This window comes from Cryobacterium sp. M91 (assembly GCF_002929615.1).
Classification (GTDB): Bacteria; Actinomycetota; Actinomycetes; order Actinomycetales; family Microbacteriaceae; genus Cryobacterium; species Cryobacterium levicorallinum.
Map to the genome: position 1 here is coordinate 63753 of NZ_PJJT01000090.1, position 24092 is coordinate 87844.

Sequence of the window (24092 nt, forward strand, 5' to 3'; positions counted from 1 at the left end):
GCGTGCACCGGTTAGGCTCGCGCCGCGGATTGTGCGGGTGGGGTAGGCGACCATGAGGTCCCGGACCGTGCCTCTGGGTCGGGAGGGGTTGATCGCGACTATGTAGGTCGGATCGGTTGGGTAACCGCATCAATGCCTTCGGCGTCGCGTGTCCACGCGGCGCCGTTGAGGTTGGTGCTGACCATTCGAGCGCGGTAGCCGCCACGAACTTGTCGCCATACTGACGGTGGTAGCCGTGCGAGCAGATTTCCGCGGAGCACGATGATCAGGCGGCGTGCTGAATGAAAGGGGCCGCAGCCTGGCGGCGATTCCAAATGGCTGTATAGCCGATACGAAAACCCTCGGCGGCGAGGGCATCCCGTAGAGCCGAAATGGAGACATCAGGGTTTGCCAAGTGGCGGCTCAGATTGGCCTGTGACTCTTCATCGAGACCGTCGATATAACGTTGAAACTTGCCGACCGGTGATGGCCGGTGGGTGATTATTTCGAACATGTTGTCCCCCTAGAACGTTTGCGCCGGCTGCCCCGTGGGCAAACTTATTCAGCGTGCTATCTATATGTGCTGACGTCACAGTAAGTTTCCCACTGCGCTTAAATTGGCGTGAAAAACTCGGGCCGCGCATGTACCAGCGGTAGGGGGTTGCGTGGCACGAGTAAAGGCCGAGCTGGGCATGTAAGCGGAGGCCGCACTCCCTCACCTTTTTACGCGATGACGCTGCAGCCTGAAGAACCTCGGGAGCCTGCTTTAAAAGCTCGCGACCAGTTTTCTCTGCGAGCGGCGCCCAGCCGAGCGTATCGGACCATTTCTCGGCATACTCACCACACCCGCGTCCGTCATCACGCCGCCGGAGAGTAGGCCTGACGCGTGTAAACGCCAAGCTCGGATCGGAGTGCTGGACATGCCGGGCACGTATACCGGACTTCAGCGCGGCGCACCGGCGTATGCCGGATCTGCCCAAAGACGATGGGGACGTCCAAGTTACTCGTCATGGCCGACAGCTCGGTCTCCGTGACGGTGCCTGCGTGGGCGGCTGCGGCTACAAAGATGAACCACTTGGTGAGTGCGACTTCGGGTGTGGCCGTGCAAGGCTGCGGTTCGCCGGTCATCACTGAGAGCGCCGCGCGCCCGGCACTCACGATGTTGTGCGAACAGAGGTCCGCCGCGCCAACATCAATCGGCCTCCGCAGGTGCTTGGCTTCGCCCGCTTCGCCTCGCCTTCGCTGCCGAGGTTGTTGCTGCTCGCCTCGCGCACCTGGGGGATCAGCCAGGCTTTCCGGCCCGCGGCTGCCAGCACGTGCTTCCACGGCGTTGTGGAGGGCCGCCAGGCCCGACTCTGTGGTTCGGCTGAGCGCGGTGTGTTTCGATCGTGTACGGCATCAGACAGTCGCCGTTTCGGTGGCGCCGAATGCGTCAAGGTGAGCCTTCAGCTGCGGGCTGGCCTTGCTGATTTGTGCCAGAACTCGGTTCACAGCTTTTGACACGCTCGGAACATTCATACCCATCAGTAAGCCAATCTCCTTCAGCTCCATTGGCGCTCCACCATCCAAGCCAAAACGGCTGATCACCAGATCCCTTTGACGCTCGGTCAGCTCGCCCAGGGCTTCGGCTATCGCCGCGCTGAGCTCGGAACGCTCAGCCAGTTCTTGCGGCCCGTCGGCCTGGCTCGGCGCGCGGTCTTCGATGCTCAAGCCGTCCACGCCACCGACCGGTGCACCAAGCGACGCCGGCCGGGAGATGGGCTGGCCATTCTGCACCGCAGACCGACGCTGCTTGCGAGTGAACTGGTCGAGCGGCATTCCGGCGAGAGTGACCCGTTCACCGGAAGTCGCTCGCTGCGAGATCAGGTAGGCACCGAGCGGCACCCCCTTGCAGGGATCGTATTTGGCCAGGGCTTCGACGCAGAGCAGGTACGCCTCCGCAGCCCGATCTTCGGACGCTAGTGCAGAAGAAGAAGTGGCGGTTGCCCGTGCTTTGATCCATGGCAGGTATGCCGTGAGGAGATCGCTGCGAGCGGCGGTGCCCTGCTTGCGCTCGTCCTCGGTTGCGGTCGGTCGCCGTCCGTGGACGATTCGCAGGATCAGACGTGCGTGAACATCGGATTCGAGACGGACACCGTATGGTGCCGGTGGAACTGTGTAGGTCTGAAGTGTTGCTGGCATTTCCATCGTGGTGATCCCTCAAGTGACGGGGCGACCTCGGACGGGCTGCCCTCTATACGGAGGGGGGTATTGAAACCCCACAGAACCCCGAAACGAGCGCTTCGCCAGAGCGCGTACATGAGCAGTATGAAAATAGTGCCCACGAGTGATCCGCAACGGCCCAAATTTGGTCAGATACAGTGCCGAGGGGGCGCGGGGGGCGCGGGGGCGCCCGGTCAGGAACCTTTTCCACTGAGGATCCAAAACAGCCTCAAGCATGCCAAACCGGTTCGAAACAGTTTTTCTATGCAAACTCTTCTGAGCAGCGCCCCCGGCGCCCCCCACACCCCCTAGACCTAATTTGATCTCAAAGAACCCTGTATTTACGGGGTTTTTATTTTCCAGAGGTCTAAATAAAACCTCAAATTGAGGGGGTGGATGACCACCCCTTCGTCACCCCCAGCGCCCCCTATTCACGTTTTCTGCCCAAATTTCGGCGTCCGGCGCCCACTCACGTTTCCGATTCGGGTGGCGCAGGGGGCGTCTTGGGGGCGCTCAGAACTTCAGATCCCAGTTTCGTGGGGTTTCACTGTCCCCCTCCGTTCATGAGGCAAGCCCATCCGGGCAGCCACCGGCGCGAAGGACGCGAAACCATGAACACCGAAACCATCTCGACACAGCAGGCTGCGGTGAGCAGCCCGGAGGCACTAGCCTTCATGACACCGAATGCAGAACGCGCAGAACGTAACGCCTGGCTCGCAGCCAACGCCCGCGACGTAGCGGGACCAGGCGACTGGAACATACGAAACATCCCCACCGATGACTTCACTACTCACAAGTGGCCGGACGATTCAGCGGAGAGCTTCCGCACGGCAACACCGGCGCACCTCCACTACCTGCAGTGGCGCGCAAATTCCGAGTATGTTGCTCGCGGCCGTGGCATCCACAGCGCGGTCCGTCGTGATCAGAAAATTGAGATTGAGGGCTTTGGCGGTGATGCCCTCAAGAACATGACGGTCGAAGACAACGACTGCCTGGTCATCCCCCTCTACTCGCTCGCGCACGGCCCAGCGCACCCGGTGCTCTTCCAGGTACGCCCCGACCTGCCGCGCGTCATCGTCGAGTTTGAAAAGGATGAGACCGGTGCAAACAAGCTCGACAAGAAAGGGGAACCAATCCCGGTCCTCGGCCGCGACAAAAAACCGAAATCCCGCTCCGTCAAATTTGAGGCCCCGGCCGGCGCCGTCCGCGGCTCAGAAGTAGGCCAGCTACCGGCCGACGTCCACCCGTACGGCCAGCGCATGCTCGATGCCAACCCGGCTGCGATCATCGCTTGGACTGAGGGGGTGGCTAAGGCCGACGCGATTCTGTCAGCTGCTTTGCGGGAAGGTCTCTCCATCGTCCCTGTCGCTCTCACTGGGGTGACCATGGGGTACAAGGCTGGCGATGCGGAGTCAGGGTTGGCGCCGACCCCGGTGCTCACAGCCGAAACGGTCGGCCTCATTGATCACGTCGGCCGCACCGAGCTGCTCTTCTGGGACGCCGACTGGCGCACCAACAAAAACGTCGGCGGCGCTATGGTCGTGTTCGGCCAGCTGCTCGAAGCTGCCGGCGCCACCGTCTACATCGTTGACACCCCGGGCGTCACCAAAGACCGCAAGGGCGGCGTAGACGACTACTTGCAGGCCATGCTCCAGAAAGGATCTGTAACCCCGCTAGCTGATCTGCTCGCCACCCACCTCGTAACCATCTCGAGCGCCGAGAATGTCGCACGCGTCTACTCAGACGACGACAGCGGGCGCTCCGAACGCCTGGTCGATGAACTGCTTGAAAAGCGGAGCCACACCTTTGACCCGACCACCGACTCCTGGAACAGCTACGACGCGGCCAATGGTATTTGGACTGCCGAAGGCCGTGGCGCCAATGTGGCCCATGTCACCAAGATTCTGACCGAGCGTGATGTCGCCGACCCCGTCCGGTATCGCAACTCCCGCTCCGCTCCTGCTATCAAGAACGCCGGGATCATCGCCAGCTCCGATCCGTCCGTTCAGCTCCGCTCCGATGAATGTGACGTTGACGCTTACCTTCTCAATACTCCCTCAGGCGTCGTCGATCTCCTGACCGGTGAACTGCTGCCGCATGGCCCCGCCTACGCGATGCGCAAGGTGACCGGAGTGGGCTATGACCCGGAAGCAGTGTCGCCGGTCTGGGATCGTTTCGTCTTGCAGTCCGCGGGTGGTGATGTCGAGTACGTCGGTTTCATCCAACGCTTCTTTGGCATGGCTCTGATCGGGAAAACCGTCGAGGAGGTCATGGGAATGATCACGGGTGGCGGCCAGAACGGAAAATCAACCATGACCAAGGCCATCACCTCGACGATCGGCTCGTATGCCGGCACGATGCCAGCAAAGGCCTTCACTGGTGACTTGACTGACGAGATGCTTTTGGAACTGCAAGGCGCCAGGTTGGTGCTGGCTGCTGAGACCGGTGCGGGCAATGCCCTCGATGAGAAGGCTCTGAAAATTATGACCAGCAGCGACACGATCAGCGGTCGCGGCCTCTACAAGTCCCGCGTCACGTTTGAACCGAGCGCGACAATGGCTCTACTCACCAACCACCGACCTTCGATCCGGGCACAGGATGCCGGCACGTGGCGCCGAGTGCGCATCATGCCCTTCAACAACATCGTGACGGAGGAGCAGAAGGACGCAGACCTGGCCATGAAACTCGCAGCGGAAGCAGCTGGCATCCTTCGCTGGTTGGTCGACGGTGCTCTCGCGTTCGGCAACGAAGGTCTCGGCACCTGCGCTGTCGTTGCCGAGGCCACCAGTTCATACCGCGCTAGTCAGGACTTCCTCGGCGGGTTCATCACCGAGTGCCTGATTGTGGGGGAGCCGGCGGATCGCGTTCATTGCCGCCGTGCCGATCTGAAGGCAGCTTTCGACGCCTACGTGTTTGAGCAGGGCCGCCGAACCAGCTGGACGCTCGCAGCGATCCGTGAGGGTTTGCAGGAGCGAGGTGTGCTCCCGCGTATCGACGCCGATTTCGAGAAGCGGATCAAGGGGTATCCGACTTGGTATGGCGTTGGTCTGCGGAGCACCAGCTCGGCAGTAGAGAAAGCTATGCCCACGTACTGATCACCAGCCACTCCAACGAACGGCCCGAATACCTCCCCGGTGTTCGGGCCGATGTTGTTTTCGTCGCCTGGCTGAGGGGTGGGGCGGCTTCTGAGCACGCAGAACGCAATCAGAGCAGCACCCGGACGCTTACCCCCAGTTTGAGGGTGGTTGGTGTTTCTTTCTTGATTTTCTCCGTTTTTCTCCGTTTCTCCCCGCTTTTGGCCGCATGTCTTCCTTCTGAACCGAAAAACCCCCGGTTCAGAAGGAAATACCGTGTCGAAAACCATCGAAAAAGCTGCAAAGAAGCTCGCTCGTGACCTGCGCATCGCCCAGGAGCGAGCAGAGGTCGCCGCGGCTCGTATCGCCCCTCGGGCCGCAGCCCTAGCAGCTTACGGGTCAGCGGTTGCTGAGGGCGTCTCTACGGAGGCAGAACTTCAGAATATGGGTGGGTACCTGGTGACTGAGCTTGAAGCCATCCAAGCGGACGAAGATCGCTGGAACAGCCGCCGCGGCCGCGCCCTTTTCACCCTCGGCGTCAAACGCTTCACCGGCATCGCCCACAAGAACAACCTTGAGGCTGGCGACCTGCACATGGCTCTCTGGGAAGCTTGGGCGCAACCCTTTGCCAAGACCGCTGACGGAAAGCCGGCACCGTTCCGTTTGAACCCCGCAATTATCGGCGCCCGCGATGCTTGGGCTTTCACCGCCAAGGAAGTCAACGGCAGCTTGGTTGAAGAGCACCAAGCTCAGCGCAAGCAGACGTCGCGCAAAGGACTCCACCGTATCGGTGCGGCAGAATTCTCCGGTTACTCGCCGCTGCTCGACTCAGATTTTGTTGCGGCCGTCGATGAGGTACTGGAGACCACCGGCTTCCGTACCGTCGCCTTGAAAACTGCCCGCGCACTGATCATCAGTCATGGTCACTCGGAAAAACTAGCCGACGCCGTTCTGGAGACGATGCTCCGTCGCGGTCGTGAGCTGGGTTCGGTACGAAGCGCCATCGACGCCCTCCGTCGTGAGCGCGGGCTTGCTGATGCCCTCGATTTTCCTTTTGAGGATTGGAAGAGCTTGGTGGCTTTGCTTTTCGGCAGCCTCACCGGTGGCCTCGGGCTTATCGCAGCCGAGATTGAGGGAGTTCCGTTCGAGTCGGTGAAGAACGTTCGCACGGCAACCGCTCGTTTTGGCCGCGTTGCTGCATGAGAAGACAGTTTTGTGGGGTGTGAGTATCCCCCTCCATATAGAGGAGGTAATCAGCAGCCTCACAACGAAGCCCCACAACCACAGGAAGTTCACATGGCAAATCGCACGCTAGCTACTATGACGGCATCTGATATCGGATCTCGGATCGTCATCCTCAACGTCGGGCTGCGCGCGGGGGTACTCGCTGACGCTCGACAGATCCCCACGGGCCGGGGCGGGGGAGACGCTGCCAAGCGCCCAGTGACGATGGTCCGGCTTGAAGGCTACAACACTGAGCTGCACTTCTCGAGCACCGACGAGTTCAAGGTTGTCGGCGCCGACTGGGTGGCACCGGCAGCCGAGATCCCGGTGGCCGTTGATAACCCCAGCACAGTGCTCGGCAAGATCATGATCGCCTCAATTGGCCTGGATCACTGCACCGAGGCATATGGGACCGCCAGCGTAGCGGCCATCGGTCAGGCAGCTCTCGCCTACGGCGACATCAACCTCGACGGGAGCTGCAACTGATGACTGACATTGGCCTTGCCCCCGGTTAGTGGACACGGGTTAAGCGGCGAGTTGAACTTCCGCAGTCTGTAGCGAGTATTGCAGTTCGAAGGCGACCGGAGTGACATCTCCGATCGAGGAGTGCCGGCGCCGACGGTTGTAGCGGTCTTCGATCCAGGCCCCGACTTCGCGGGTGGCGCGGTCGCGGGTGGGCCAAACTCGGCGGTAGTAGAACTCGGTTTTCAGCGTCGCGAAGAAGCTTTCGGCCATGGCGTTGTCCCAGCAGATACCGGTAAAGCCCATCGAGCGGGTGATGCCGTTCTTGATCGCGAACTTGGTGATTTGTGCGGAGGCGTACTGGGTGCCGCGGTCGCTGTGAAAGATGACCTGCGCCGGCCTGTCTCCGCGCAGCGTCATGGCCATCCCGAGGGCATTCTCGATCAGATCGGTCCGCATGTGGGCGGCGATGGCCCAGCCGATGACCCGGCGGCTGTGTGCGTCGATCACGGTCGCCAAGTAGACCCACCCCTCCCAAGTCCTCAGATAAGTGATGTCACCGACCCAGACCTGGTTCAGGGCCCCGGTATCCCATTGCCGTTTGACGGCGTCGACGGGGTAAGCGTCGGCGTGGTCGATGATCGTGGTGGTCCTCCACTTTTTGGGGCAGATGCCCACCAGTCCGAGGCGTTGCATGGTCTTGGCGACGGTTTTGCGCGAGATGGTCTCCCCGTCGGCGCGGAGGTCGGCGAGGATTCTCGGCGACCCATAAACCTCGTCGGAGTCACCGTGGAACCACGCCACTTTCTGATCGATGCCCTCCCGTCGAATCATGCGGTCCGACGGCTTCCGGTCGAGCCAGACGTAATATCCTGAGCGGGACACCTCGAGCAGGCGGACCATGCGGGTGATGGTGAAATTGGTCTTCTCCGCCAGCATCAGTTCGAACGCTTTGCGCTCGTATCCGACGCTTCCTGGGCGAAGAAGATGGATGCTTTTTTTAGAAACGCCCGATCCAGTTTCAGGTCCGCGTTCTCTTTGCGCAGCCGGAGCAACTCGGCCCGTTCAGACTCAGTAACCGCGGTCTCCCCGGTGTCGTTTCGGGCCTTGAAAGCGATGACCCAACGACCCAGCGAGGCCTCGTTGATCCCGAGCTCGCGGGCCACTGTCGCGATGGCCCTGCCGGTGTTGATTACCAGCTTCACGGCCTCGTCTTTGTACTCAGGAGTGAACTCCCGGCGTGTCTTTCCCATGTGAACATTCTCTCTTGTGAGGTGTCCACTGATAGGGGGCAGGGCCACATCGAGCTGGAAGACATGCTGTTCGAATCTGAGCTCACTGCCGGCGAACGCCGTAACTCGGTTGGAACGACATGTCGTGGAACCCGCCCCCGCTGCGCATCACATCCGATCACGAACCTGTCGGCCTCACCGAAACTCGGATCGTCGAGCTTCACGACGGCTGGGAGGTTGGCGTCGCTTACCGGGCTAGTGCAGCCTTGGGCGGTCCTGGAGAGCGGCAGTATGCTCCGCAGCTCGCCGGCGTCGGCTGGTACCGGCCGGTGGCCGCAGGGGATCCTGAACACCCGATCACACCAGGCGGTCGTCCGGGTGAGTTCAGCTGTTCAACGTGCGGCGCAACGCCGGACTGCGTTGAAGAAGGTGCTTCATGACCGGCACGGAGAACTACAACAGCACTAAAGCACGAATCGATCAGAACTCCGACCAACTCAACTCAACTGAAAGCAGCAAGAAAATGACAATCACATTCGAATCACACACCGCCAAGCTCGGAGCAACCATGGTCGCAGCTGTAGGCATCGACGCCTGCATCTCCGGATACGGCACCAGCACAGACCCAGCCGAGATCGGCCAAGCCGCACTCGCATACGGCGACATCAACTGGGACGGGAGCTTGAACTGATGATCACTACAACTTTTAAGCTGAGCGATCAGCTGATCACCGCGCTCAACGACCAGATCGACTGGTATGTACAGCCGGAGCTGATCGTGCGCTTCGAGAACCTGGAAGTCTCCGAGTACGGCACCTTCCCTGGACCGGACAGCACATTCAGCCTCGACGTTCTCAGCGCCACCCAACCCAACACCACCATTTCACAGGACGGCGGGGCTGTCGGCCCGTTCATCGGTGACACCAGCTTCGGGCCATGCGCCGGGGATGTCGCCGCCAGCATCATTGAGGAGCGGGTGCATGAGGCCCTGCTTCGCGATCAGATGACGATCACGAACGTCGGCGTCGATGAGCCGGGCAACCTACATTTCTACATCGAACCAGTTCACACGCTGACAAACGGGTGGGGCACCGGGGAGCTGCGCTGCTCAGTATGTGGCATATACCCCGAATGCGTGGAGTACGACGACGAGGGTACGGACGCCCCGACCATCTCGGCAGAGTTTCAGGCGGCGGTGCTCGTCCAGATCGCGCTTGGTGTGCCAGCGGAGATCGTTGCGGAGTTCCAAGATTTTCAAGCCGACGGTGACGGCGGGTTCTACTCAGGCCCAGACTCCGTGGTGATTGTACGCATCGGCGCGGTGGCGCTGCCCGCGTTTCCCACCCGCGCGATCAGTGGCCCAACGTGCCCACCTAGTTATCACACCGAGCAGGTGGAGCGCGCGCTGTACACGCTGCTCTGTGACACGTTCGACAGCCGATACGTCTCTCATGCGACGATCGACGATGGAGGCTCTTTGAGCTATAGCATCTACGGCGTCACCGCCCTCTAAACCACCTAAACGAACAGACAGCCGGCCCGGTCAACGGGCCGGTTTTTCTGCGTCCGGCCCACCATCGTCCCATTTCGCGTCGATCTCGGCCCAGGCGTCTGCTTCTGAAAGTTCACCAGTGAGGATCCGCTTGGCCCGATCGAGGGCGTCGCCGTCTGGGTGGTAACCCGCGAGCTCATGGCCTTTTGCAATCTCAACCATCCGCTTTTCGAGCTCAATACCGGACAGCGCACCGCGGTCAGAGTCCTCATCCACGCTCACACCTACCCTTCACCACGATCATGCGCGGCATTCGGCGTGCCGGTCGAATCGGACTGCCTTCTGGCCGGGCTTTTGTGCATCCCGATGTTCGGCTAGAACACCGACCCGGGAGCTATTTGGCTTGTCGTCGTCGGGGGTGCCTGCCAGTCGATACGGTAAACCTCTGAGGTGGAAAATCCGTGCCACTCCTCAGCTTGGGCATCCTCAGACCACGCGAGCGCGCCCCGATAACCGCGAACAAAAATGAAATCTTCGGCCTCATGCATCCGTCCGTCGCCCTCATACCCGGAACCGAGCCCGTTGATCAGCCGACCGTGGGCGGCTCGGCAGCTGGTTTCGCCGATCAGAACAACAACAAGTTCTGAGTCCGTTCTAATCTCATACCTGCCTGGAGGGCTGGAAGCCGTGACTGGACCGTCGATGCAGAGCTCTACCGCCTCGATGTTCGTGACGATGCCGAGGTCGACGGCGACCTGAGTATTGCCAACCTCAGCGACGAGATCCCACCGCTCATCGACGACGACGCGCCGTATTCCGCCGATCCACTGTCCAGCCCAGGCAGGAAGTGGGTGTACCTGAGGTTCCGGCCAGGCGCGGATCATCCGGCCAGGCATGATCTGGACGCGAAACTGGCGGTCAGCTTGCACGATGTACTCGCCAACTTGTGACCCACCCCAGATGACCGTCTCTGAAATCATGGTGCGGGCTGCGGTAGCGGCCCGAGCAGCCCGATCGCGTCCTCCATGACGGTGCCACCAACAAACCACTCGACGCCAAAAGTTACGATCGCCGGGGATCCGACTTCAAAGAAAGATCCTGTACACGACCGCCAGGGTGCGCCGGCGTGGATAGAAGCGGAAGCTGACCCGTCGGCGTGCAGCGCGTAGAAAATGACTTCGGAAGATGTTCGGACCGCGTAGCTGTAGCTGACGGCAGGTTGCGGTTTCATATCTATCTCATGCGCGGCAGCGCTGCCGCGCATGAATCACCCATGACCACACCAGCTTCCATCGCGCACCTTGACAGCTTTGATCCCGAGCTGGTGACGGCCTTCGATCAAATGCCGGCCGAGACTGATATTTGGTGGGAAGCGGAGCACACGAACGACCGCATTCCTTGCTGGAGCACAGCGTTCGCCCTGGACTTGCTCGGCTGTGTTGATGCGACTGCCGGCTTTTTGTACGCCGTGCTCGGGCATGTGGCAAGCAATCGCTGGATGATGGTGTTTGCGTCCGGCAGGTATCGGATACTCCGTGGAGCTTTCGGCTCCCGATGCTGATGACACGACCACCATGGGGATACTCGGCCGTCCGGGTGGTGGCGGTGAGCAGGTGCAGATCGTTGGCGGGCACAGCCCGGTCACGGTCCGAGCCTCTCAGGTGCTCACTCTGGAAGATGCTCGGGTCGCATTTTCTTCTTGGATCCTGGGCGGCGTGTACCCCGACGGTTACGACGCCGAATATCGGACCAGCTAGGAGCGGTCGGCTGTGCTGGCGCCGCGCATGAGATCGGTATGACCCTCACTCCGACGTATGATCCACTTCTACACCTCGAATTTGAGCTAGAGCTCCACGAGCAGATTTCCGTCATGCCGTGCGAGCCGGAACTGTGGTGGGAGGGTTGGGAGACTCAGCCGCGGCTGCCTGTGTTTTCGGTGGCGTTTGCGATGGATCTTTTCGCGTGCATCGACGAGCCGAGCGGATTTCCTTTCGTGATTATCGGTGATGCTCGGAGCGCCAGGTGGATGCAGGCGTGGGGTTCTGCGGCCGGGCTCTTAGTGGAGCTCGGCGGTATGGAGGCTGGCAGCAACGTCATTGGTGTCGTCGGCCGGGTGGGTGGTGGCCGAGGTTACGTGAGTCTCACCGGCACCGAACACGACGTCGAATTGCGTGAGCATCAGGTTTTGCTGGTGGCTGACGCTCAGGCCGCATTTAGCGCATGGATACTCGGTGGGGTATTTCCAGAAGGCTATGAAGTCGAATTTGTGACCTACTAGGCAAGCCTGGGCGGTGTCCACATGGGGTACACCTCAGCTGGACGTCAAGCACTGATATGTGAAAGCGTCAGGATAGGGTCAGTTTTGGATTACTTGACACACCTAGCACCAGGGTCTTAGACTCTAATTTGACAGAAACGATGGGGGATCCACATGGCAGGTCAGCGAGTGGCATATGTGCGCGTGAGCAAGCTCGATCAGAGCACCGTACGGCAGCTTGCCGGCGTCGCCGTCGACCGCACGTTCGAGGACAAAGCATCGGGCAAGGACCAGAACAGGCCTGAACTCGACGAGATGATCAAGTTCGTGCGCGACGGAGACACCGTTCTCGTACATTCGATGGACAGATTGGCTCGAAACCTCGACGACCTCCGGGCGATCGTGCGTCGACTCACCGCGAAAAAGGTGAGGGTCGAATTCGTTAAGGAGCAGCTCACCTTCACCGGCGATGACAACGCCATGGCAAATTTACTCCTCAGCGTCATGGGCGCGTTCGCCGAGTTCGAGCGCTCGCTCATCCGTGAACGTCAACGCGAGGGGATCGCCCTGGCAAAAAAGCGCGGCATCTACCGTGGGCGGGCGCCTTCACTGGACGCGGCTCGAGCCGTCGAACTTCGCGAGAAAGCAGCAGCGGGAGTATCGAAAGCAGAGCTGGCCCGTCAATTTGGGGTCAGCCGAGAAACGGTTTACGCGTACCTTCGGGCGGTATGATTCGCTCCTCTATATAGAGTGCTCGCTGATCCCGGTTTAGGAGAACAGCTTCCCCATTGCTTTTAGAGCTTCTCGAGCTTCGGCAAGCTCCGCGTTATGGTTGTACCCGGCGTGTGCTTTGGTCGATGCATGCCCCGTGATCTGCATGCGGACAGATATCGGTACTCCCATAGATGCGAGGACTGTCACCGCGGAATGCCGGGTGGAGTGCAGCGAGTAGACCGGCTTGCGGTCCTCCTCAAGGCCGGCGTCAGCCAGAGCGCGATGCCAGGCGAGGTTGCAGGCACTCGGGTTCCATGGCGCACCCCCTTCGAAGAAGGGGTTACCGGCCAGCTTACGAACGTGCGCTGGTCCGGTGAACAACAGGCCTAACGGGTTGTGTTCAGCGGTAGCTGCCGCGACACGAGCGGTGATCAGCTCCAGCAGGGGGGACACCAATGGGACCATGCGGTTGGACGACGCCGTCTTTGGTCGAGTGAGAACAAGAGCGCCGGCCAACACCTTCATCTCAAAGCCGGCCGGTGTGATGATATGCCGGCCGGGGCAGTCCGCTCCACGCTTGCCTGAGCAGGCCGCCTTGCGTGTTTTTGGATCAACACAGCCGGCAGCGTGAGCCCAGCGAAGCCGTTGCAGCTGCCAGGACAGGTCAATGATTTCAGCACCGGGTGTCAGGTCTACACGATCGATCGTAAGGCCGAGGCCTTCGCCTTCCCGGCATCCGGTCAGCGCATACATCGCCCACATCGCCTCCATGCGATCGCCGTGAACAGAACGAAGCAACGTCGCTGTCTGGGCCACAGTCAAGTAGTTGTCTTTGACGACAGCTGCTTGCGGGCGGAGGATTGCTTTTGCCGGGTTCCAGTCGATGACCTTCCGGTTGACGGCGGCGGTCAGTGCGGTGCTGAGGATCGTGTGGGCGGTCCGCGCGGTTGTCGATGACAGGCCGCGGGCGGTCATTCCCTGAGTCATCGCAAACACGTCACCGTACCCGAGATGCAAGATGCGGATCTTCCCGAGCGCCGGGATAATGTACAGACGGAGGTTCGCTTCGTACGAGTCCTTGGTTCGCGGCCGGGTCGCGACGGTACCCAGCCACTCCATGAGGTACGCACCTGTCGTCGGGTTGCTTGTTCGCTGCACCCCACCTTTGGCTGCTTCTTTCTTCGCCGCGTCGAACTTCTTCTGCCCTCGAACTTCATCCTTGCTGGTAACGGTGCGCCGGCGTTGCTTGCCGTCAATGCCGGTGGGCAGGGTCACCCGGCCGACCCAGAGCCCCCGCTTCGTGTCAAATTTGTACGAGCCGTCTCCTGGGGCTGCACGTTTGACTTCTTTCGGTTTTGCTTTAGTCACAACACCCCTTTTTGTGTTCGATGCTCTAAGCGTATATCGGGTGGACCTAGGTGGGCCTACAGGTGGGCCTAAACCTATGTGGCTCTGGGGCGTTTGAGACCGTATGCGAGCTGAGCGCTTCCTGAACGTAAGCACCATTGTCGACTGAAAATGGAGCCTGCAGACTCCCCAACTTCCGCGTAAAGACGCGGGAATTGGGACTACAGCCGCCCTCCGGTAGAATGGAAGAGCACAACCCGCCCCCGTAGCTCAGTGGATAGAGCACCGGCCTTCTAATCCGATTGTCGTAGGTTCGATTCCTACCGGGGGCACCACGCCTGGGTTACTGCAGTGAGTAATGCAGAAGGCCGCGACTCGCCGTTTTGCTCGAGGTGAGCCCGGTCGAAGTCAAAGATGAACAGAATTCCGGCCGCGCTTGATGGTCTTAGGTGCGCCAGGGTGGTTCGGGGCTGGGGGTGTTGGCGCGGTGGCTGTGGGTGGGGCGCCAGGTTTGGGTGGGGTCCCAGAGTAGGGGTCCGCGTACTTGGGGTCGGCTGTTGATCATGCGGATTTTCCATCCGCTGGTGTCGATGGTGTGGTGGTGGAACCAGCAGAGAAGGACACCGTTGTCGATGTCGGTGCGGCCATTTTGTTGCCAGGGGAGTACGTGGTGGATTTCGGTCCAGCGGGCGGGGATGGTGCAGCCGGGGATGATGCAGCCTCCGTCGCGGGCGGCGATGGCGGCGCGTTGTTTGGGGGTGAAGCAGCGGACTTTGTCGCCGAGGTAGAGGACGTCGCCGTTGTCGCCGAAGATGATTTTTTGGGCGCCGCCGGAGCAGATGGTCTCTTTCACCCGGCGCATGCTGACGGGGGCTTCGACGCCGTCGATCCAGCCGACGCCGCGGCCTGCGTTGAGGTCGGTGGCGTTGACGTGGATCATGACGGTGGGGGCGGCGCCGCCCATGGTCGGGGTTTTGGGGTCGCGCGCTGCAGCTTGGAAGACGTCGCGGAGGATGTCGGCACGTTTCTCGCCCGCGGTGCGGCGGTCCCCATCGAAGCGGGTGTCCCCGCTGTACTGTTCAGAACTGAACGGGTCGGCGCTGAACCGCTCAGTCTCCGTGTTGCTACCATCGAGGCCAGTCAGCTCGGCGCTGCCGTCAAGGGATTCAGTGGGCACGAACATCGGGGTGCGCGACCGGGCGGACAGGTAGGTGTCGAAGAGGGTGTCCATGATGCCGCGCAGCTCCGGGGTGACCTCGGCGCGCAGCGGGTACAACCCGTTACGGAGCAGCCCGAACGTCAGCGTGCTGTTGGCCTCAGTCACGTCGTCGCTGGGGGCGGTGCCGTCGGGGTCGAGGCGGGCCTGCCATTCCATCGCTTGCGCCCGGAGCACGTCGGGCGTGAAGCGGATGCCCACGCCGGGGAGCCCCACGGTTTCCGGGGTGATGGCCCCGGTGGCGGTGGCGACGAGGGCGCGCTCAACCCGGTCGAGGTCGCCCGGCAAGACCTTCCCCTGCAGAGCGGTGAGGGTGCTGGCGATGATCTCCGCCGATTCCATGCCGAGTTCCCCGCTGGTCAGGCCGTCGGCGATGACCGGGTACCGGGCCGGGACGGGCAGGCCCAGCGGGGTACGTTCCACCGCGGTCTCGCCGAGCTTCAGGCGCCGTTTGGCTTCGCGGCCCGAGATGCAGACGAGTTGGGTGATGAACTCGACCCGGTTGCGGCATCCGTTTCGGTACGCCAGCGAGCCACTGCCAAGGTCGATCTCGGCGCGCACGCCGATGTCGGTGGTGGCGCGTAGCCTGACCCCATCGACCGTGCGGCCGAGCCCCTCCAACGCCGCGAGAACCGCAACAGCTTCAGCATCGTCGAGGTGACCGAACCGCACATCGTCAAACGCTGCCGCCAGAATGGCACCGGCCTGAGCCACCGCTTCAACGCGAGAACCCTGCGGCATCGAGCCGGCTGCGGCGGGCGGGGCGGTGAGGGTCATGGCGTCGGTGCCTCCTTCACTCACAATTATAGCCCGAATCGTCCCTAAATACGAGCAAATCTCAAGATTATTCTGACTCAAGTTCAGAAGTTTCTTCCCACCGGCGCGAGCGAGTGAACGGTTGCTTCACGAGCGCCGAAGTAACCGTTCACCCGCTCTCGCGAGGACGGAGCAGATGGTTCTGCCGCGCGCTCTCCGCAAGGCCTCCATCGAGGCGCTCAGAGGTACCCGGCCCGTCATCGGCGGGGCCTTGGTGCTCTGCTTCGAATGGGCTAGGCGATGACGTCGAGGCCCTGGTCCGTGTACAGCTGGATATTTGAGTTCATACCGATGACCTGATCGTCACTGTCCAGGCCGAATCCCAGAACGGTGTTCCCGGTCATGATGAGGAACGAGTTGTCTGCCCCGTCAAAGAGTTCGGGGTTGGATGCGCGCAGAGCATCTGCGCTCTGGACGGGGTCGGCCGCGAGCACCAGCGCGACAATCTGGGCATCCGTCGCAACGAACGTGCTCGTTGAGCTGAATCTGAAGATTAGATTCGGCTCGCCTCCGTCTGGCTCTTCGGCGTACACCCGATCCAGACGTACGACGGTGCTCGACGCGCGGGCGCCTCCGTAGCGAGCAAGCGGGGCCGGCAGAATGTCAGTGACGACGAAGGCTGCCGTGCCGAGCACGGCACCGTCGTTATCGATCGCATTCTGAAACTTGGGTTGCCAATCGGTGGTGATGTAATCGGAATTCGCCGCAAACCACTCGGCCGGGGCGATGCTGTAGTTGTCCAGCCGGCTGCTGTCCAGAACCTCTTCGGTGAGAATACGCAGGGCGACCGGCAGGGCCTCCACGGCGTCGTCCTCGGTGAAGCCGAATTCGGCAAGGGTCTCGAAGTCGGTCTTGGTGGAGTCGTAGACGGCTGCCTCAGCGGTGGGGCTGATCGTGGTGTGGCAGTAGGTGCCGAACTCGTCGGTCACATCTTCGAGGCCGACCACGTCGCCGTAGTCCAGGGCGAGTTCGGAATGCAGCCTGCGGGTGGGGCGGCAGTCGGCTGCGCGGTCTGCTCAGCAGGCGTGGTATCAACTTCGTCGTTCGTGACGGCGGCGCACCCGCCGAGTCCGGCCAAGAGAATACCGGACACAGCGATTGCCAGTGCAGACCGGCTGATTCCGCGAACCGTTCTGCCGGATCGCGCTTCGCTGAACTCCTCGTGCATGCTGTACTTATTCTTAACAATCATTCTTGCGTCCCCCGAGCGGTCTTTGTCCTACCGTGCGGGAAAATTTCGCCACGATTCGCCGGTACCCCGGTGCTGATCTCGAGGGAGGCGGCAGCGCAAATTCTCGAGGATTGCTAGATTCAAGTATGCGAGAACTCCAGGCGCGAATCATCGCGGAACTCAACGTCTCACCCACCATCGACCCGGCCGCCGAGATTGGCCGCCGGGTGAAATTTCTCAAGGACTACCTCAAGCGCACCGGCGCTGCGGGCCTGGCGCTCGGCATCAGCGGCGGCCAGGATTCCACCCTGGCCGGCCGGTTGTGTGCGCTCGCCATCGATGATCTCGTCGCCGAGGGTCATCCGGCCACCTTTGTCGCTGTACGCCTGCCATACGCGGTGCAGCGCGATGAAGCGGATGCGCAACTCGCGTTGGAATTCATCCGCCCGCAATCGCAGGCCGTCTTCAATATCGAACTCGCCGTCGAAGGTTTCGAAACCGAGTTTCTTGCAAGCCTCGACGTGGCGATGACCGACTTCACCAAGGGGAATGTCAAAGCGCGCTCCCGCATGATCGCGCAGTATGCGCTCGCCGGCCAGCTCGGCCTGCTCGTGGTCGGGACCGACCATGCTGCCGAGGCGGTCACCGGATTCTTCACCAAGTACGGCGACGGCGGCACCGATATTCTCCCGCTGACCGGCCTGACCAAGCGTCAGGGCCGGGCCCTGTTGATGGAGCTCGGCGCCCCCGAACAGCTCTATTTGAAGGACCCGACCGCTGATCTGCTCGATCACACGCCCGGCCAGACCGACGAAGCCAATCTGGGGCTGCAGTATGACCACATCGACGATTTTCTCGAGGGGCTTCCGGTCGAGGACGAAGTGGCCGAGGCAATCGAAGCACGCTTCCTGAGCACGGAGCATAAGCGGCGAGTGCCAGCTTCGCTGTTTGACGACTGGTGGCAGTAAGCGCCCCAGCGCGACGAAAAAACGAGCCGGTCAGTGCTGCGAGAGCGCCGACCGGCTTGTTCAGGTGGTGCTGATTGACCTAGGTGGTCGGTGCGGAGGACGAACGAGTGAGCGGGTCTGTGCTGCGCACCTCGAGCTTGTTCACGTCGTCGAGCAGACGCTGGGTCTCCGGTGATGCGTCGGCCGCAGCCGCCGTCGAAGTGGCTGCCGGCGCACGGTTGACCGCCGCAGGAGTGAGCGGTGCCGCTCGCACCGGTGCGGGGGCGGACTCTGCCGCACTGTGCTGGTCGTGGTGCTGCTGGGCAACCCAGGCTTCCTGCTCGGCCAGCAGGTTCTTCTCGGCGCCGGAATTCTGGGCCTTCCAACGATCGAGATCGCCCTGGAAGATTTTGCGGGCACGCCCGGGCTTGTTCTGCCACTCCACCAGGCGGTCGCGAAACTCGACCAGGGCCGGTTCCAGCTGGTACCCGAATGTGGCCGAGGTGCGCTTGAGCTCATACAACTCGTGGGCGGCCCAGTTCGCGGCGATGCCCGAACCGCGGATCGGCAGCAGTCGAACCTGAATGTCGGCCTGTCCGACGGCCCGGTCGCTCATGACCTGTTCCTGCGGGGTCAGTGAATTCCAAACGGATGCCTCGGTGGCGGCATCGACGAGAGAGGCGATCGCGGCCACCTTGATCTCCCGATCCCGCTGAGTGAGGAGCCGCTTGACGGCCCCCCGGGAGATCAACGCCGCCAGCACGCTGGCGATGACAATCGCACCAATGAAGACGATTGCACTGAAAACCACCGGTTCTGTGCTGACGTCTGTGAGCCAGGTTACGAAGCTATTCCACCATTCCATGTCGAGGATTTTATCCGCGCAGTTTCTGTTCTGCGGGACCAGCCTCGGCGTGCCCCCACGCAATTGGAACCAATGGGTGCAGCGCGGCACCTATTAGAGCACTAGCGGAAACAATCGATGGCGTCTTCGATGCGGCAGAACACACCGAGATCGCGCGTGCGCGTGGCGAAGACTATTCTGCGGGCGCTGTACCGGTCGCCGTCGATGCCGGCGTGGCATTCGAGATAGCCGATGACAGCGCCAAGGGGGTCGACGACGCGCCACAGTCCCTCGCGCACGAGGATGAAGTCACGGCCACGAATGCGGGCGATCGGTGCGATGAGAGTGGTCATGATTGCTCCTTCTGCTTCGGCCGGCCGCGGTTGTTTCATCCACCGTATGGGCGACCACCGACATCCGCTTTCGGCGAACAGTCGGCGATGCTGACGCAGCATTCGGCAGCGGCGACGCCGGACGAGTTAGGGTGGAGGAGTGCAAACTTTTGTGATCGCAGGTGGATGTTTCTGGTGTCTCGATGCTGTCTATCGGGTCTTACGCGGTGTGAGCGAGGTCGTGTCGGGGTATACCGGCGGCACCACCGCCGACCCGAACTATGAAGCGGTCTGTACCGGGCGTACCGGCCACGCCGAGGCCGTCGCGGTCACCTTCGACCCGGAGGTCATTCCGGCCAGCGTCATCCTTGACGTGTTCTTCACACTGCACGACCCGACCCAGCTCAACCGGCAGGGCAACGATATCGGGACCCAATACCGGTCGGCCATGTTCTACAGCGATGATGAGCAGAAGCGGCTGTTTGAGACGGCCCGCGATCGGGCGAGCGAGTGGTGGGGCTCCGGCATCACCACCACAATCGAACCGCTCGGCGACTACCACGATGCCGAGGATTACCATCAGGACTTCTTCAACAAGAACCCCGGGCAGGGCTACTGCATGGCCGTTGCCGTGCCGAAAGTCAACAAGATTCGCAAGTCGTACTCCGAGTACCTCGTCGGCTAGTTTCTTCTCCACAACGGCTCGTCGGCGGGATTCTCCACTGATTCGCTTGAATCGATCCGTCGCAGCCCATGGGGGCGGCACACTCGCAGTGTGCGACCCGGGAGCGACGAAGACTGGCACGAGTTGTCGTTCCCGGGCCGTGTGCGCTCACTCTCTGTCGAGCGCCCAACGAGCGTCTTCGCGACAACCGTGCCGGGAGAAACCATGAGCGACCACATCACGATATCCGGAGTCATCGGCACCGATCCCAGTGTGACTTTCGGCAAAAACGGGACCCCGATCACCTCCTTTCGGCTGGCCTCCCGCCAGAGCCACCACGACCAGGCCAAAGACGAATGGATCGTCGACGAAAGCTGCTGGTATTCCGTCAAGACCTTTCGCCAGCTGGCCACGAATGCGGGCAAGTCGCTCAACAAAGGCGAGCACATTGTCGTCACCGGACGGCTGGTCGTTCGAAAATGGACCAACGCCGAGAAATCCGGAACTTCCGTGGAGATCATTGCTGACTCTGTCGGCCATGACCTCACCTGGTACACCACGACGCCGGTGCGCTCTGTGGCACCCTCGCGTACCAGCACCGATCAGGCTGAGCCGGACCCGGTGGAATCCCCTGAATCGGAGGAATCGGCCAGTGCGTTCGAGGCGGAGCGCGGGCAGGTCGACCCGGCCGGAGACGGCTTTGTACCGATCGACACCGACGCGGATGTGGATGCCTACGCGCGTTTAGACTCGTAACATCGTCCACGCGCGTGGACGGGGGGAGGCAATACGTGATCGTGGCAGAACCACAACCGCAGGATCAGTTCGTCGTGACTACGGCCGGTCGGCGCGCCGGCCGCTCGCGGTTCTCCCTGTCCGCCGTGGTCGCGGTGGGCGCTGCGCTGCTCCTCGGCGTCAGCCTCGCCGCGTGTACCGGTGTCCCCGCAGAGTCCACCGCGACCACCGCTGTGCCCACTACGTCGGCGACACCGGACTCCTCGGCTACTCCAGCGCCCGACCCGGCGCTGGTACCGACTGGAACCGCCGGGGAGAATCTGGTCTACTTCAACTTTCTGGCCGTAGCGGTAACCAAGGCCAACCCCTCTGCTGACGGCCGTGCCTACATCGACGCCCTCGTCGCCGGCGGGTTCGACCGCAGCGCGATGGAAGTGAGCTTCGACCGCACCCAGGCCGATCTCGTCGCCGACTCCGTACAATTCTCCGTGCGCTTCGCCGGCGAATGCCTGATCGGTCAAATCGGCCCGGCCAGCGACGGCTTCCACAGCGTGGTCGCGCCGATCCTCTCGACCGGTTTGTGTCTGGTTGGGTCCAGTCGACAAATAGACTGGTAGATATTATGGCCGAATTTATTTACTCAATGGTCCGCGCTCGCAAGGCGATCGGTGAAAAGCTGATTCTTGACGACGTCACCATGTCCTTTTTCCCCGGTGCCAAGATTGGTGTGGTCGGCCCGAACGGCGCCGGAAAGTCCACCATTCTCAAGATCATGGCGGGTCTGGATACCCCCAGCAACGGCGAGGCGCGACTCTCCCCGGGCTACACCGTCGGCATCCTGATGCAGGAACCGCAGCTCGATGAGAGCAAGACCGTGCTCGAAAACGTGCAGGAGGGCGTCGGGCCGATCAAGGCCAAGGTCGACCGGTTCAATGAGATCAGCCTCGCTCTTGGCGAACCTGACGCCGACTTCGACACCCTGCTCGCCGAAATGGGCATTCTGCAGGAAGCGATCGATGCAGCGGATGCCTGGGACCTCGATTCCCAGCTCGAGCAGGCCATGGATGCCCTGCGCACCCCGCCGGGTGACTCCGAGGTCGCCAACCTCTCCGGTGGTGAGAAGCGCCGCGTAGCGCTGACCAAGCTGCTGCTGCAGAAACCCGACCTGTTGCTGCTCGATGAGCCCACTAACCACCTCGACGCCGAGAGTGTCCTGTGGCTCGAGCAGCACCTCGCCAAGTATCCCGGCGCCGTGATCGCCGTCACCCACGACCGGTACTTCCTCGACCATGTTGCCGAGTGGATCGCCGAAATCGACCGCGGACACCTTTACCCCTACGAGGGCAATTACTCCACCTACCTCGAAAAGAAGCAGGAACGACTGCTCGTGCAGGGCAAGAAGGATGCGAAGTTGTCGCGCCGTCTCGCCGACGAGCTCGAGTGGGTGCGCTCCAACGCCAAGGGCCGTCAGGTGAAGTCGAAGGCCCGTCTGGCCCGCTACGAAGAGATGGTCACCGCCGCTGAGAGCACCCGCAAGCTGGACTTCGAAGAAATTGTGATTCCAGTTGGCCCGCGCCTCGGTGCCCAGGTCATCGACGCGACCAAGCTCGAAAAGGGCTTCGACGGGCGCATGCTCATCGACAATCTCAGCTTCACCCTGCCGCGCAACGGCATCGTCGGCATCATCGGCCCGAACGGTGTGGGAAAGACCACCCTGTTCAAGACCATCGTCGGTAAGGAGCCGCTCGACGGCGGCGAGCTGAAAATCGGCGACACGGTCAACATCTCCTATGTCGACCAGGACCGTGGCGGCATCGATCCGAACAAGACCCTGTGGGAGGTCGTCTCCGACGGCCAGGACTACATTCAGGTCGGCAAGACCGAAATTCCGTCGCGCGCCTACGTCTCGACCTTTGGTTTCAAGGGCCCAGACCAGCAGAAGAAGGCCGGCGTGCTCTCCGGTGGCGAGCGCAACCGCCTGAACCTGGCTCTCACCCTGAAGCAGGGCGGAAACCTGCTGCTCCTCGACGAGCCCACTAACGACCTCGACGTCGAAACGCTTGGTTCGCTCGAGAACGCGCTGCTCGAGTTCCCCGGCTGCGCCGTGGTGATCACCCACGACCGGTGGTTCCTGGACCGGGTGGCCACGCACATCCTCTCGTATGAAGGAACCGACGAAAACCCGGCCAACTGGTACTGGTTCGAGGGCAACTTCGAGTCCTACGAAGAGAACAAGATCGAGCGACTCGGCCCCGACGCGGCCAAGCCGCACCGTTCCGCCTACCGCAAGCTCACTCGCGACTAGAAAGTCAAGAAAGTGAAGCTGCACGTACCGATCCGTCTGCGCTGGTCCGACCTCGACGCCTACGGTCACGTCAACAACTCCGAGATGCTGCGCCTGCTGGAAGAGGCCCGCATCCTGGCCTTCTGGGTGACCGAAGACGACGGGGCGATCGGCGCGAGCACGGCCGTGCTCGACGGGCGTCCGGGCGCGGCGACCCTGACGCTGATCGCCCGGCAGGAGATCGAGTATCTGGCGCCGGTGCCCTACCTGCGTCAGCCGCTCGACGTGCGGCTGTGGCTCGGTAAGCTCGGTGGCGCGAGCCTCGACGTTTGCTATGAGGTGTACAGCCCCGAGGGGGTCACGCCGGAGATACTGTATGCGCGGGCGAACACGACCATCGTGCTCGTCGATGCGACGAGCGAACGCCCGCGCCGCATCAACGATGCCGAACGTGCCGCCTGGACTCCCTACCTCGACGAACCGATCGAGTTTGCCCGCCGATGAGCCAGCGCGGGCCATCGATCGCCGCGCCTACCGGGATCGTTAACCGGCCAGAACCGTGTCGCCAGCGACAGTGACGGTGACTCGGTCCAGTGCGCGTGGTGCCGGGCCGCCGAGCACTTCACCCGTGGCGAGGTCGTAGCGCGACTGGTGGCACGGGCAGTCGAATTCGGTGGCGGCGGGCTCCACCTTGCAGCCTTGATGCGTGCAGATCGCGCTGAAGGCGACGACCGTGCCTTCCGTCGGCTGGGCGAGCAGGATTGGTTGACCATCGAGGGTGGCCGCGATGCCACCGCCAACCGGGATATCGGCCAGTTTGGCGACCTCGGTCCCGGCCGGTGCAGTTTCCGCGCCGGGATCCGTGGCTGAACCGGTCGGATCGGTCGCGCTCTCGGTCTCGGTCGGGGACGCGTCCGTGGAGGCGGTACCGGTATCCGGGGTGCTGCTACAGGCAGCCAGGGCGACCGCTGCGGCGGCGCTTCCCCCCACTAGGATCATGCTTCGACGGGACAGGTTGATTGCCGGGGCCATGATTCTCCTTGAGGAACGTATTAGCGGGTAGGTTGGCGCTGCTTCAGCTATCAACGAAGCGGCCGGTGG

26 protein-coding genes and 1 tRNA gene are annotated in these 24092 nt (G+C 62.0%); 16 read left to right on the plus strand and 11 right to left on the minus strand.

Annotated features, from left to right (window positions below):
* Positions 1-265: 265 nt before the first annotated feature.
* Positions 266-493, minus strand: coding sequence for a hypothetical protein (locus CXY80_RS15895; protein ID WP_104133047.1), 228 nt, complete (start codon positions 491-493; stop codon positions 266-268).
* An 884-nt stretch (positions 494-1377) separates the two neighbouring features.
* On the minus strand, positions 1378-2160 hold the full coding sequence (locus CXY80_RS15900; RefSeq protein WP_158251679.1) for a sigma-70 family RNA polymerase sigma factor: 783 nt from the start codon (positions 2158-2160) through the stop codon (positions 1378-1380).
* A gap of 632 nt (positions 2161-2792) precedes the next feature.
* Between CXY80_RS15900 and CXY80_RS15905 the strand changes: the two genes are divergently transcribed.
* The 3 genes from CXY80_RS15905 (at position 2793) to CXY80_RS15915 (ending at position 6965) form a co-directional block, all read left to right on the plus strand.
* Complete coding sequence (locus tag CXY80_RS15905; protein ID WP_158251680.1) at positions 2793-5276, plus strand: phage/plasmid primase, P4 family; 2484 nt, start codon at positions 2793-2795, stop codon at positions 5274-5276.
* 255 nt (positions 5277-5531) lie between these two features.
* Complete coding sequence (locus CXY80_RS15910) at positions 5532-6458, plus strand: hypothetical protein (RefSeq protein WP_104133050.1); 927 nt, start codon at positions 5532-5534, stop codon at positions 6456-6458.
* A gap of 117 nt (positions 6459-6575) precedes the next feature.
* On the plus strand, positions 6576-6965 hold the full coding sequence (locus tag CXY80_RS15915; RefSeq protein WP_104133051.1) for a hypothetical protein: 390 nt from the start codon (positions 6576-6578) through the stop codon (positions 6963-6965).
* Between the two features lie 39 nt (positions 6966-7004).
* Here CXY80_RS15915 and CXY80_RS15920 read toward each other — a convergent pair.
* A protein-coding gene (locus CXY80_RS15920; RefSeq protein ID WP_369828711.1) for an IS3 family transposase occupies positions 7005-8194 on the minus strand; the annotation gives its coding sequence in 2 pieces (ribosomal slippage) (positions 7005-7930 and positions 7930-8194; 1191 coding nt in all).
* A gap of 415 nt (positions 8195-8609) precedes the next feature.
* Here CXY80_RS15920 and CXY80_RS15930 point away from each other — a divergent pair.
* Together CXY80_RS15930 and CXY80_RS15935 are read left to right on the plus strand one after the other, a co-directional pair.
* Complete coding sequence (locus tag CXY80_RS15930) at positions 8610-8864, plus strand: hypothetical protein (protein WP_104133054.1); 255 nt, start codon at positions 8610-8612, stop codon at positions 8862-8864.
* A complete protein-coding gene (locus CXY80_RS15935; RefSeq protein ID WP_104133055.1) occupies positions 8864-9685 on the plus strand; it encodes a hypothetical protein in 822 nt (273 codons plus the stop codon). The genes CXY80_RS15930 and CXY80_RS15935 overlap by 1 nt, the downstream gene beginning before the upstream one ends.
* A 30-nt stretch (positions 9686-9715) precedes the next feature.
* On the opposite strand, the gene CXY80_RS15940 is transcribed toward CXY80_RS15935, so the two are convergent.
* Together CXY80_RS15940 and CXY80_RS15945 are read right to left on the minus strand one after the other, a co-directional pair.
* Positions 9716-9946: a hypothetical protein gene (locus CXY80_RS15940; protein ID WP_104133056.1), complete on the minus strand. Its 231-nt coding sequence runs from the start codon at positions 9944-9946 to the stop codon at positions 9716-9718.
* 92 nt (positions 9947-10038) lie between these two features.
* Positions 10039-10644 carry a hypothetical protein gene (locus CXY80_RS15945; RefSeq protein WP_104133057.1) on the minus strand — a complete coding sequence of 202 codons (606 nt, stop codon included), beginning with the start codon at positions 10642-10644 and terminating at the stop codon, positions 10039-10041.
* Positions 10645-10937: 293 nt separating this feature from the next.
* On the opposite strand from CXY80_RS15945, the gene CXY80_RS15955 reads away from it, so the two are divergent.
* The 4 genes from CXY80_RS15955 to CXY80_RS15970 all read left to right on the plus strand — a co-directional run bounded on the left by CXY80_RS15955 (position 10938) and on the right by CXY80_RS15970 (position 12653).
* Positions 10938-11225 (plus strand): hypothetical protein, encoded by a 288-nt coding sequence (locus CXY80_RS15955; protein WP_104133059.1) that lies wholly within the window; start codon positions 10938-10940, stop codon positions 11223-11225.
* On the plus strand, positions 11200-11421 hold the full coding sequence (locus CXY80_RS15960; RefSeq protein ID WP_146070756.1) for a hypothetical protein: 222 nt from the start codon (positions 11200-11202) through the stop codon (positions 11419-11421). Before CXY80_RS15955 ends, CXY80_RS15960 begins: the two co-directional genes overlap by 26 nt.
* 38 nt (positions 11422-11459) lie before the next feature.
* On the plus strand, positions 11460-11942 hold the full coding sequence (locus tag CXY80_RS15965) for a hypothetical protein (RefSeq protein WP_104133061.1): 483 nt from the start codon (positions 11460-11462) through the stop codon (positions 11940-11942).
* A 153-nt stretch (positions 11943-12095) separates the two neighbouring features.
* Positions 12096-12653, plus strand: coding sequence for a recombinase family protein (locus CXY80_RS15970; protein WP_104133062.1), 558 nt, complete (start codon positions 12096-12098; stop codon positions 12651-12653).
* A gap of 36 nt (positions 12654-12689) precedes the next feature.
* Here the strand turns inward: CXY80_RS15970 and CXY80_RS15975 are convergent, their stop codons facing one another.
* Positions 12690-14003 carry a tyrosine-type recombinase/integrase gene (locus tag CXY80_RS15975; RefSeq protein ID WP_158251682.1) on the minus strand — a complete coding sequence of 438 codons (1314 nt, stop codon included), beginning with the start codon at positions 14001-14003 and terminating at the stop codon, positions 12690-12692.
* Between the two features lie 238 nt (positions 14004-14241).
* Here CXY80_RS15975 and CXY80_RS15980 point away from each other — a divergent pair.
* Positions 14242-14317 (plus strand) — tRNA-Arg (locus tag CXY80_RS15980).
* Positions 14318-14427: 110 nt separating this feature from the next.
* Here the strand turns inward: CXY80_RS15980 and CXY80_RS15985 are convergent.
* Positions 14428-15975 carry an HNH endonuclease signature motif containing protein gene (locus CXY80_RS15985; protein ID WP_104133064.1) on the minus strand — a complete coding sequence of 516 codons (1548 nt, stop codon included), beginning with the start codon at positions 15973-15975 and terminating at the stop codon, positions 14428-14430.
* 272 nt (positions 15976-16247) lie between these two features.
* Positions 16248-16961, minus strand: a complete 714-nt coding sequence (locus CXY80_RS15990; protein WP_104133065.1) for a hypothetical protein — start codon at positions 16959-16961, stop codon at positions 16248-16250.
* Positions 16962-17331: 370 nt separating this feature from the next.
* On the opposite strand from CXY80_RS15990, the gene nadE reads away from it, so the two are divergent.
* Entirely contained in the window at positions 17332-18153 is an 822-nt protein-coding gene (gene nadE, locus CXY80_RS16000) for an ammonia-dependent NAD(+) synthetase (protein ID WP_104133067.1), read from the plus strand.
* A gap of 79 nt (positions 18154-18232) precedes the next feature.
* Here nadE and CXY80_RS16005 read toward each other — a convergent pair whose 3' ends face one another.
* The gene (locus CXY80_RS16005; protein ID WP_199182284.1) at positions 18233-18997 is read right to left on the minus strand and encodes a hypothetical protein; all 765 of its coding nucleotides are present in this window, start codon (positions 18995-18997) and stop codon (positions 18233-18235) included.
* Positions 18998-19098: 101 nt separating this feature from the next.
* Positions 19099-19329 (minus strand): hypothetical protein, encoded by a 231-nt coding sequence (locus tag CXY80_RS16010; protein ID WP_092450968.1) that lies wholly within the window; start codon positions 19327-19329, stop codon positions 19099-19101.
* A 139-nt stretch (positions 19330-19468) separates the two neighbouring features.
* Between CXY80_RS16010 and msrA the strand changes: the two genes are divergently transcribed.
* From msrA to CXY80_RS16035, 5 genes are all read left to right on the plus strand, one after another.
* A complete protein-coding gene (msrA, locus tag CXY80_RS16015; protein WP_104133068.1) occupies positions 19469-19993 on the plus strand; it encodes a peptide-methionine (S)-S-oxide reductase MsrA in 525 nt (174 codons plus the stop codon).
* 204 nt (positions 19994-20197) lie between these two features.
* Positions 20198-20728, plus strand: a complete 531-nt coding sequence (locus CXY80_RS16020; RefSeq protein ID WP_104133069.1) for a single-stranded DNA-binding protein — start codon at positions 20198-20200, stop codon at positions 20726-20728.
* A 41-nt stretch (positions 20729-20769) separates the two neighbouring features.
* On the plus strand, positions 20770-21324 hold the full coding sequence (locus CXY80_RS16025) for a hypothetical protein (RefSeq protein ID WP_233195427.1): 555 nt from the start codon (positions 20770-20772) through the stop codon (positions 21322-21324).
* Between the two features lie 5 nt (positions 21325-21329).
* A complete protein-coding gene (ettA, locus tag CXY80_RS16030; protein ID WP_092450962.1) occupies positions 21330-23012 on the plus strand; it encodes an energy-dependent translational throttle protein EttA in 1683 nt (560 codons plus the stop codon).
* Between the two features lie 12 nt (positions 23013-23024).
* Positions 23025-23495: a thioesterase family protein gene (locus tag CXY80_RS16035; protein WP_092450960.1), complete on the plus strand. Its 471-nt coding sequence runs from the start codon at positions 23025-23027 to the stop codon at positions 23493-23495.
* A gap of 39 nt (positions 23496-23534) precedes the next feature.
* Here CXY80_RS16035 and CXY80_RS16040 read toward each other — a convergent pair whose 3' ends face one another.
* Positions 23535-24023, minus strand: coding sequence for a ubiquinol-cytochrome c reductase iron-sulfur subunit (locus tag CXY80_RS16040; RefSeq protein ID WP_092450959.1), 489 nt, complete (start codon positions 24021-24023; stop codon positions 23535-23537).
* Positions 24024-24092: the final 69 nt, after the last annotated feature.

What these genes read in the sequence shown, in the direction of transcription:
- CXY80_RS16010 (WP_092450968.1), bottom strand. Translation starts at nt 19,329, where the DNA reads ATGACCACTCTCATCGCACCGATCGCCCGCATTCGTGGCCGTGACTTC.
- CXY80_RS15985 (WP_104133064.1), bottom strand. Translation starts at nt 15,975, where the DNA reads ATGACCCTCACCGCCCCGCCCGCCGCAGCCGGCTCGATGCCGCAGGGT.
- CXY80_RS15900 (WP_158251679.1), bottom strand. Translation starts at nt 2,160, where the DNA reads ATGCCAGCAACACTTCAGACCTACACAGTTCCACCGGCACCATACGGT.
- CXY80_RS15905 (WP_158251680.1), top strand. Translation starts at nt 2,793, where the DNA reads ATGAACACCGAAACCATCTCGACACAGCAGGCTGCGGTGAGCAGCCCG.
- CXY80_RS15915 (WP_104133051.1), top strand. Translation starts at nt 6,576, where the DNA reads ATGACGGCATCTGATATCGGATCTCGGATCGTCATCCTCAACGTCGGG.
- CXY80_RS15930 (WP_104133054.1), top strand. Translation starts at nt 8,610, where the DNA reads ATGACCGGCACGGAGAACTACAACAGCACTAAAGCACGAATCGATCAG.
- CXY80_RS15970 (WP_104133062.1), top strand. Translation starts at nt 12,096, where the DNA reads ATGGCAGGTCAGCGAGTGGCATATGTGCGCGTGAGCAAGCTCGATCAG.
- CXY80_RS15945 (WP_104133057.1), bottom strand. Translation starts at nt 10,644, where the DNA reads ATGATTTCAGAGACGGTCATCTGGGGTGGGTCACAAGTTGGCGAGTAC.
- CXY80_RS15965 (WP_104133061.1), top strand. Translation starts at nt 11,460, where the DNA reads ATGACCCTCACTCCGACGTATGATCCACTTCTACACCTCGAATTTGAG.
- CXY80_RS15895 (WP_104133047.1), bottom strand. Translation starts at nt 493, where the DNA reads ATGTTCGAAATAATCACCCACCGGCCATCACCGGTCGGCAAGTTTCAA.
- CXY80_RS15935 (WP_104133055.1), top strand. Translation starts at nt 8,864, where the DNA reads ATGATCACTACAACTTTTAAGCTGAGCGATCAGCTGATCACCGCGCTC.
- CXY80_RS16040 (WP_092450959.1), bottom strand. Translation starts at nt 24,023, where the DNA reads ATGGCCCCGGCAATCAACCTGTCCCGTCGAAGCATGATCCTAGTGGGG.
- CXY80_RS16005 (WP_199182284.1), bottom strand. Translation starts at nt 18,997, where the DNA reads ATGGAATGGTGGAATAGCTTCGTAACCTGGCTCACAGACGTCAGCACA.
- CXY80_RS15955 (WP_104133059.1), top strand. Translation starts at nt 10,938, where the DNA reads ATGACCACACCAGCTTCCATCGCGCACCTTGACAGCTTTGATCCCGAG.
- nadE (WP_104133067.1), top strand. Translation starts at nt 17,332, where the DNA reads ATGCGAGAACTCCAGGCGCGAATCATCGCGGAACTCAACGTCTCACCC.
- ettA (WP_092450962.1), top strand. Translation starts at nt 21,330, where the DNA reads ATGGCCGAATTTATTTACTCAATGGTCCGCGCTCGCAAGGCGATCGGT.
- CXY80_RS16020 (WP_104133069.1), top strand. Translation starts at nt 20,198, where the DNA reads ATGAGCGACCACATCACGATATCCGGAGTCATCGGCACCGATCCCAGT.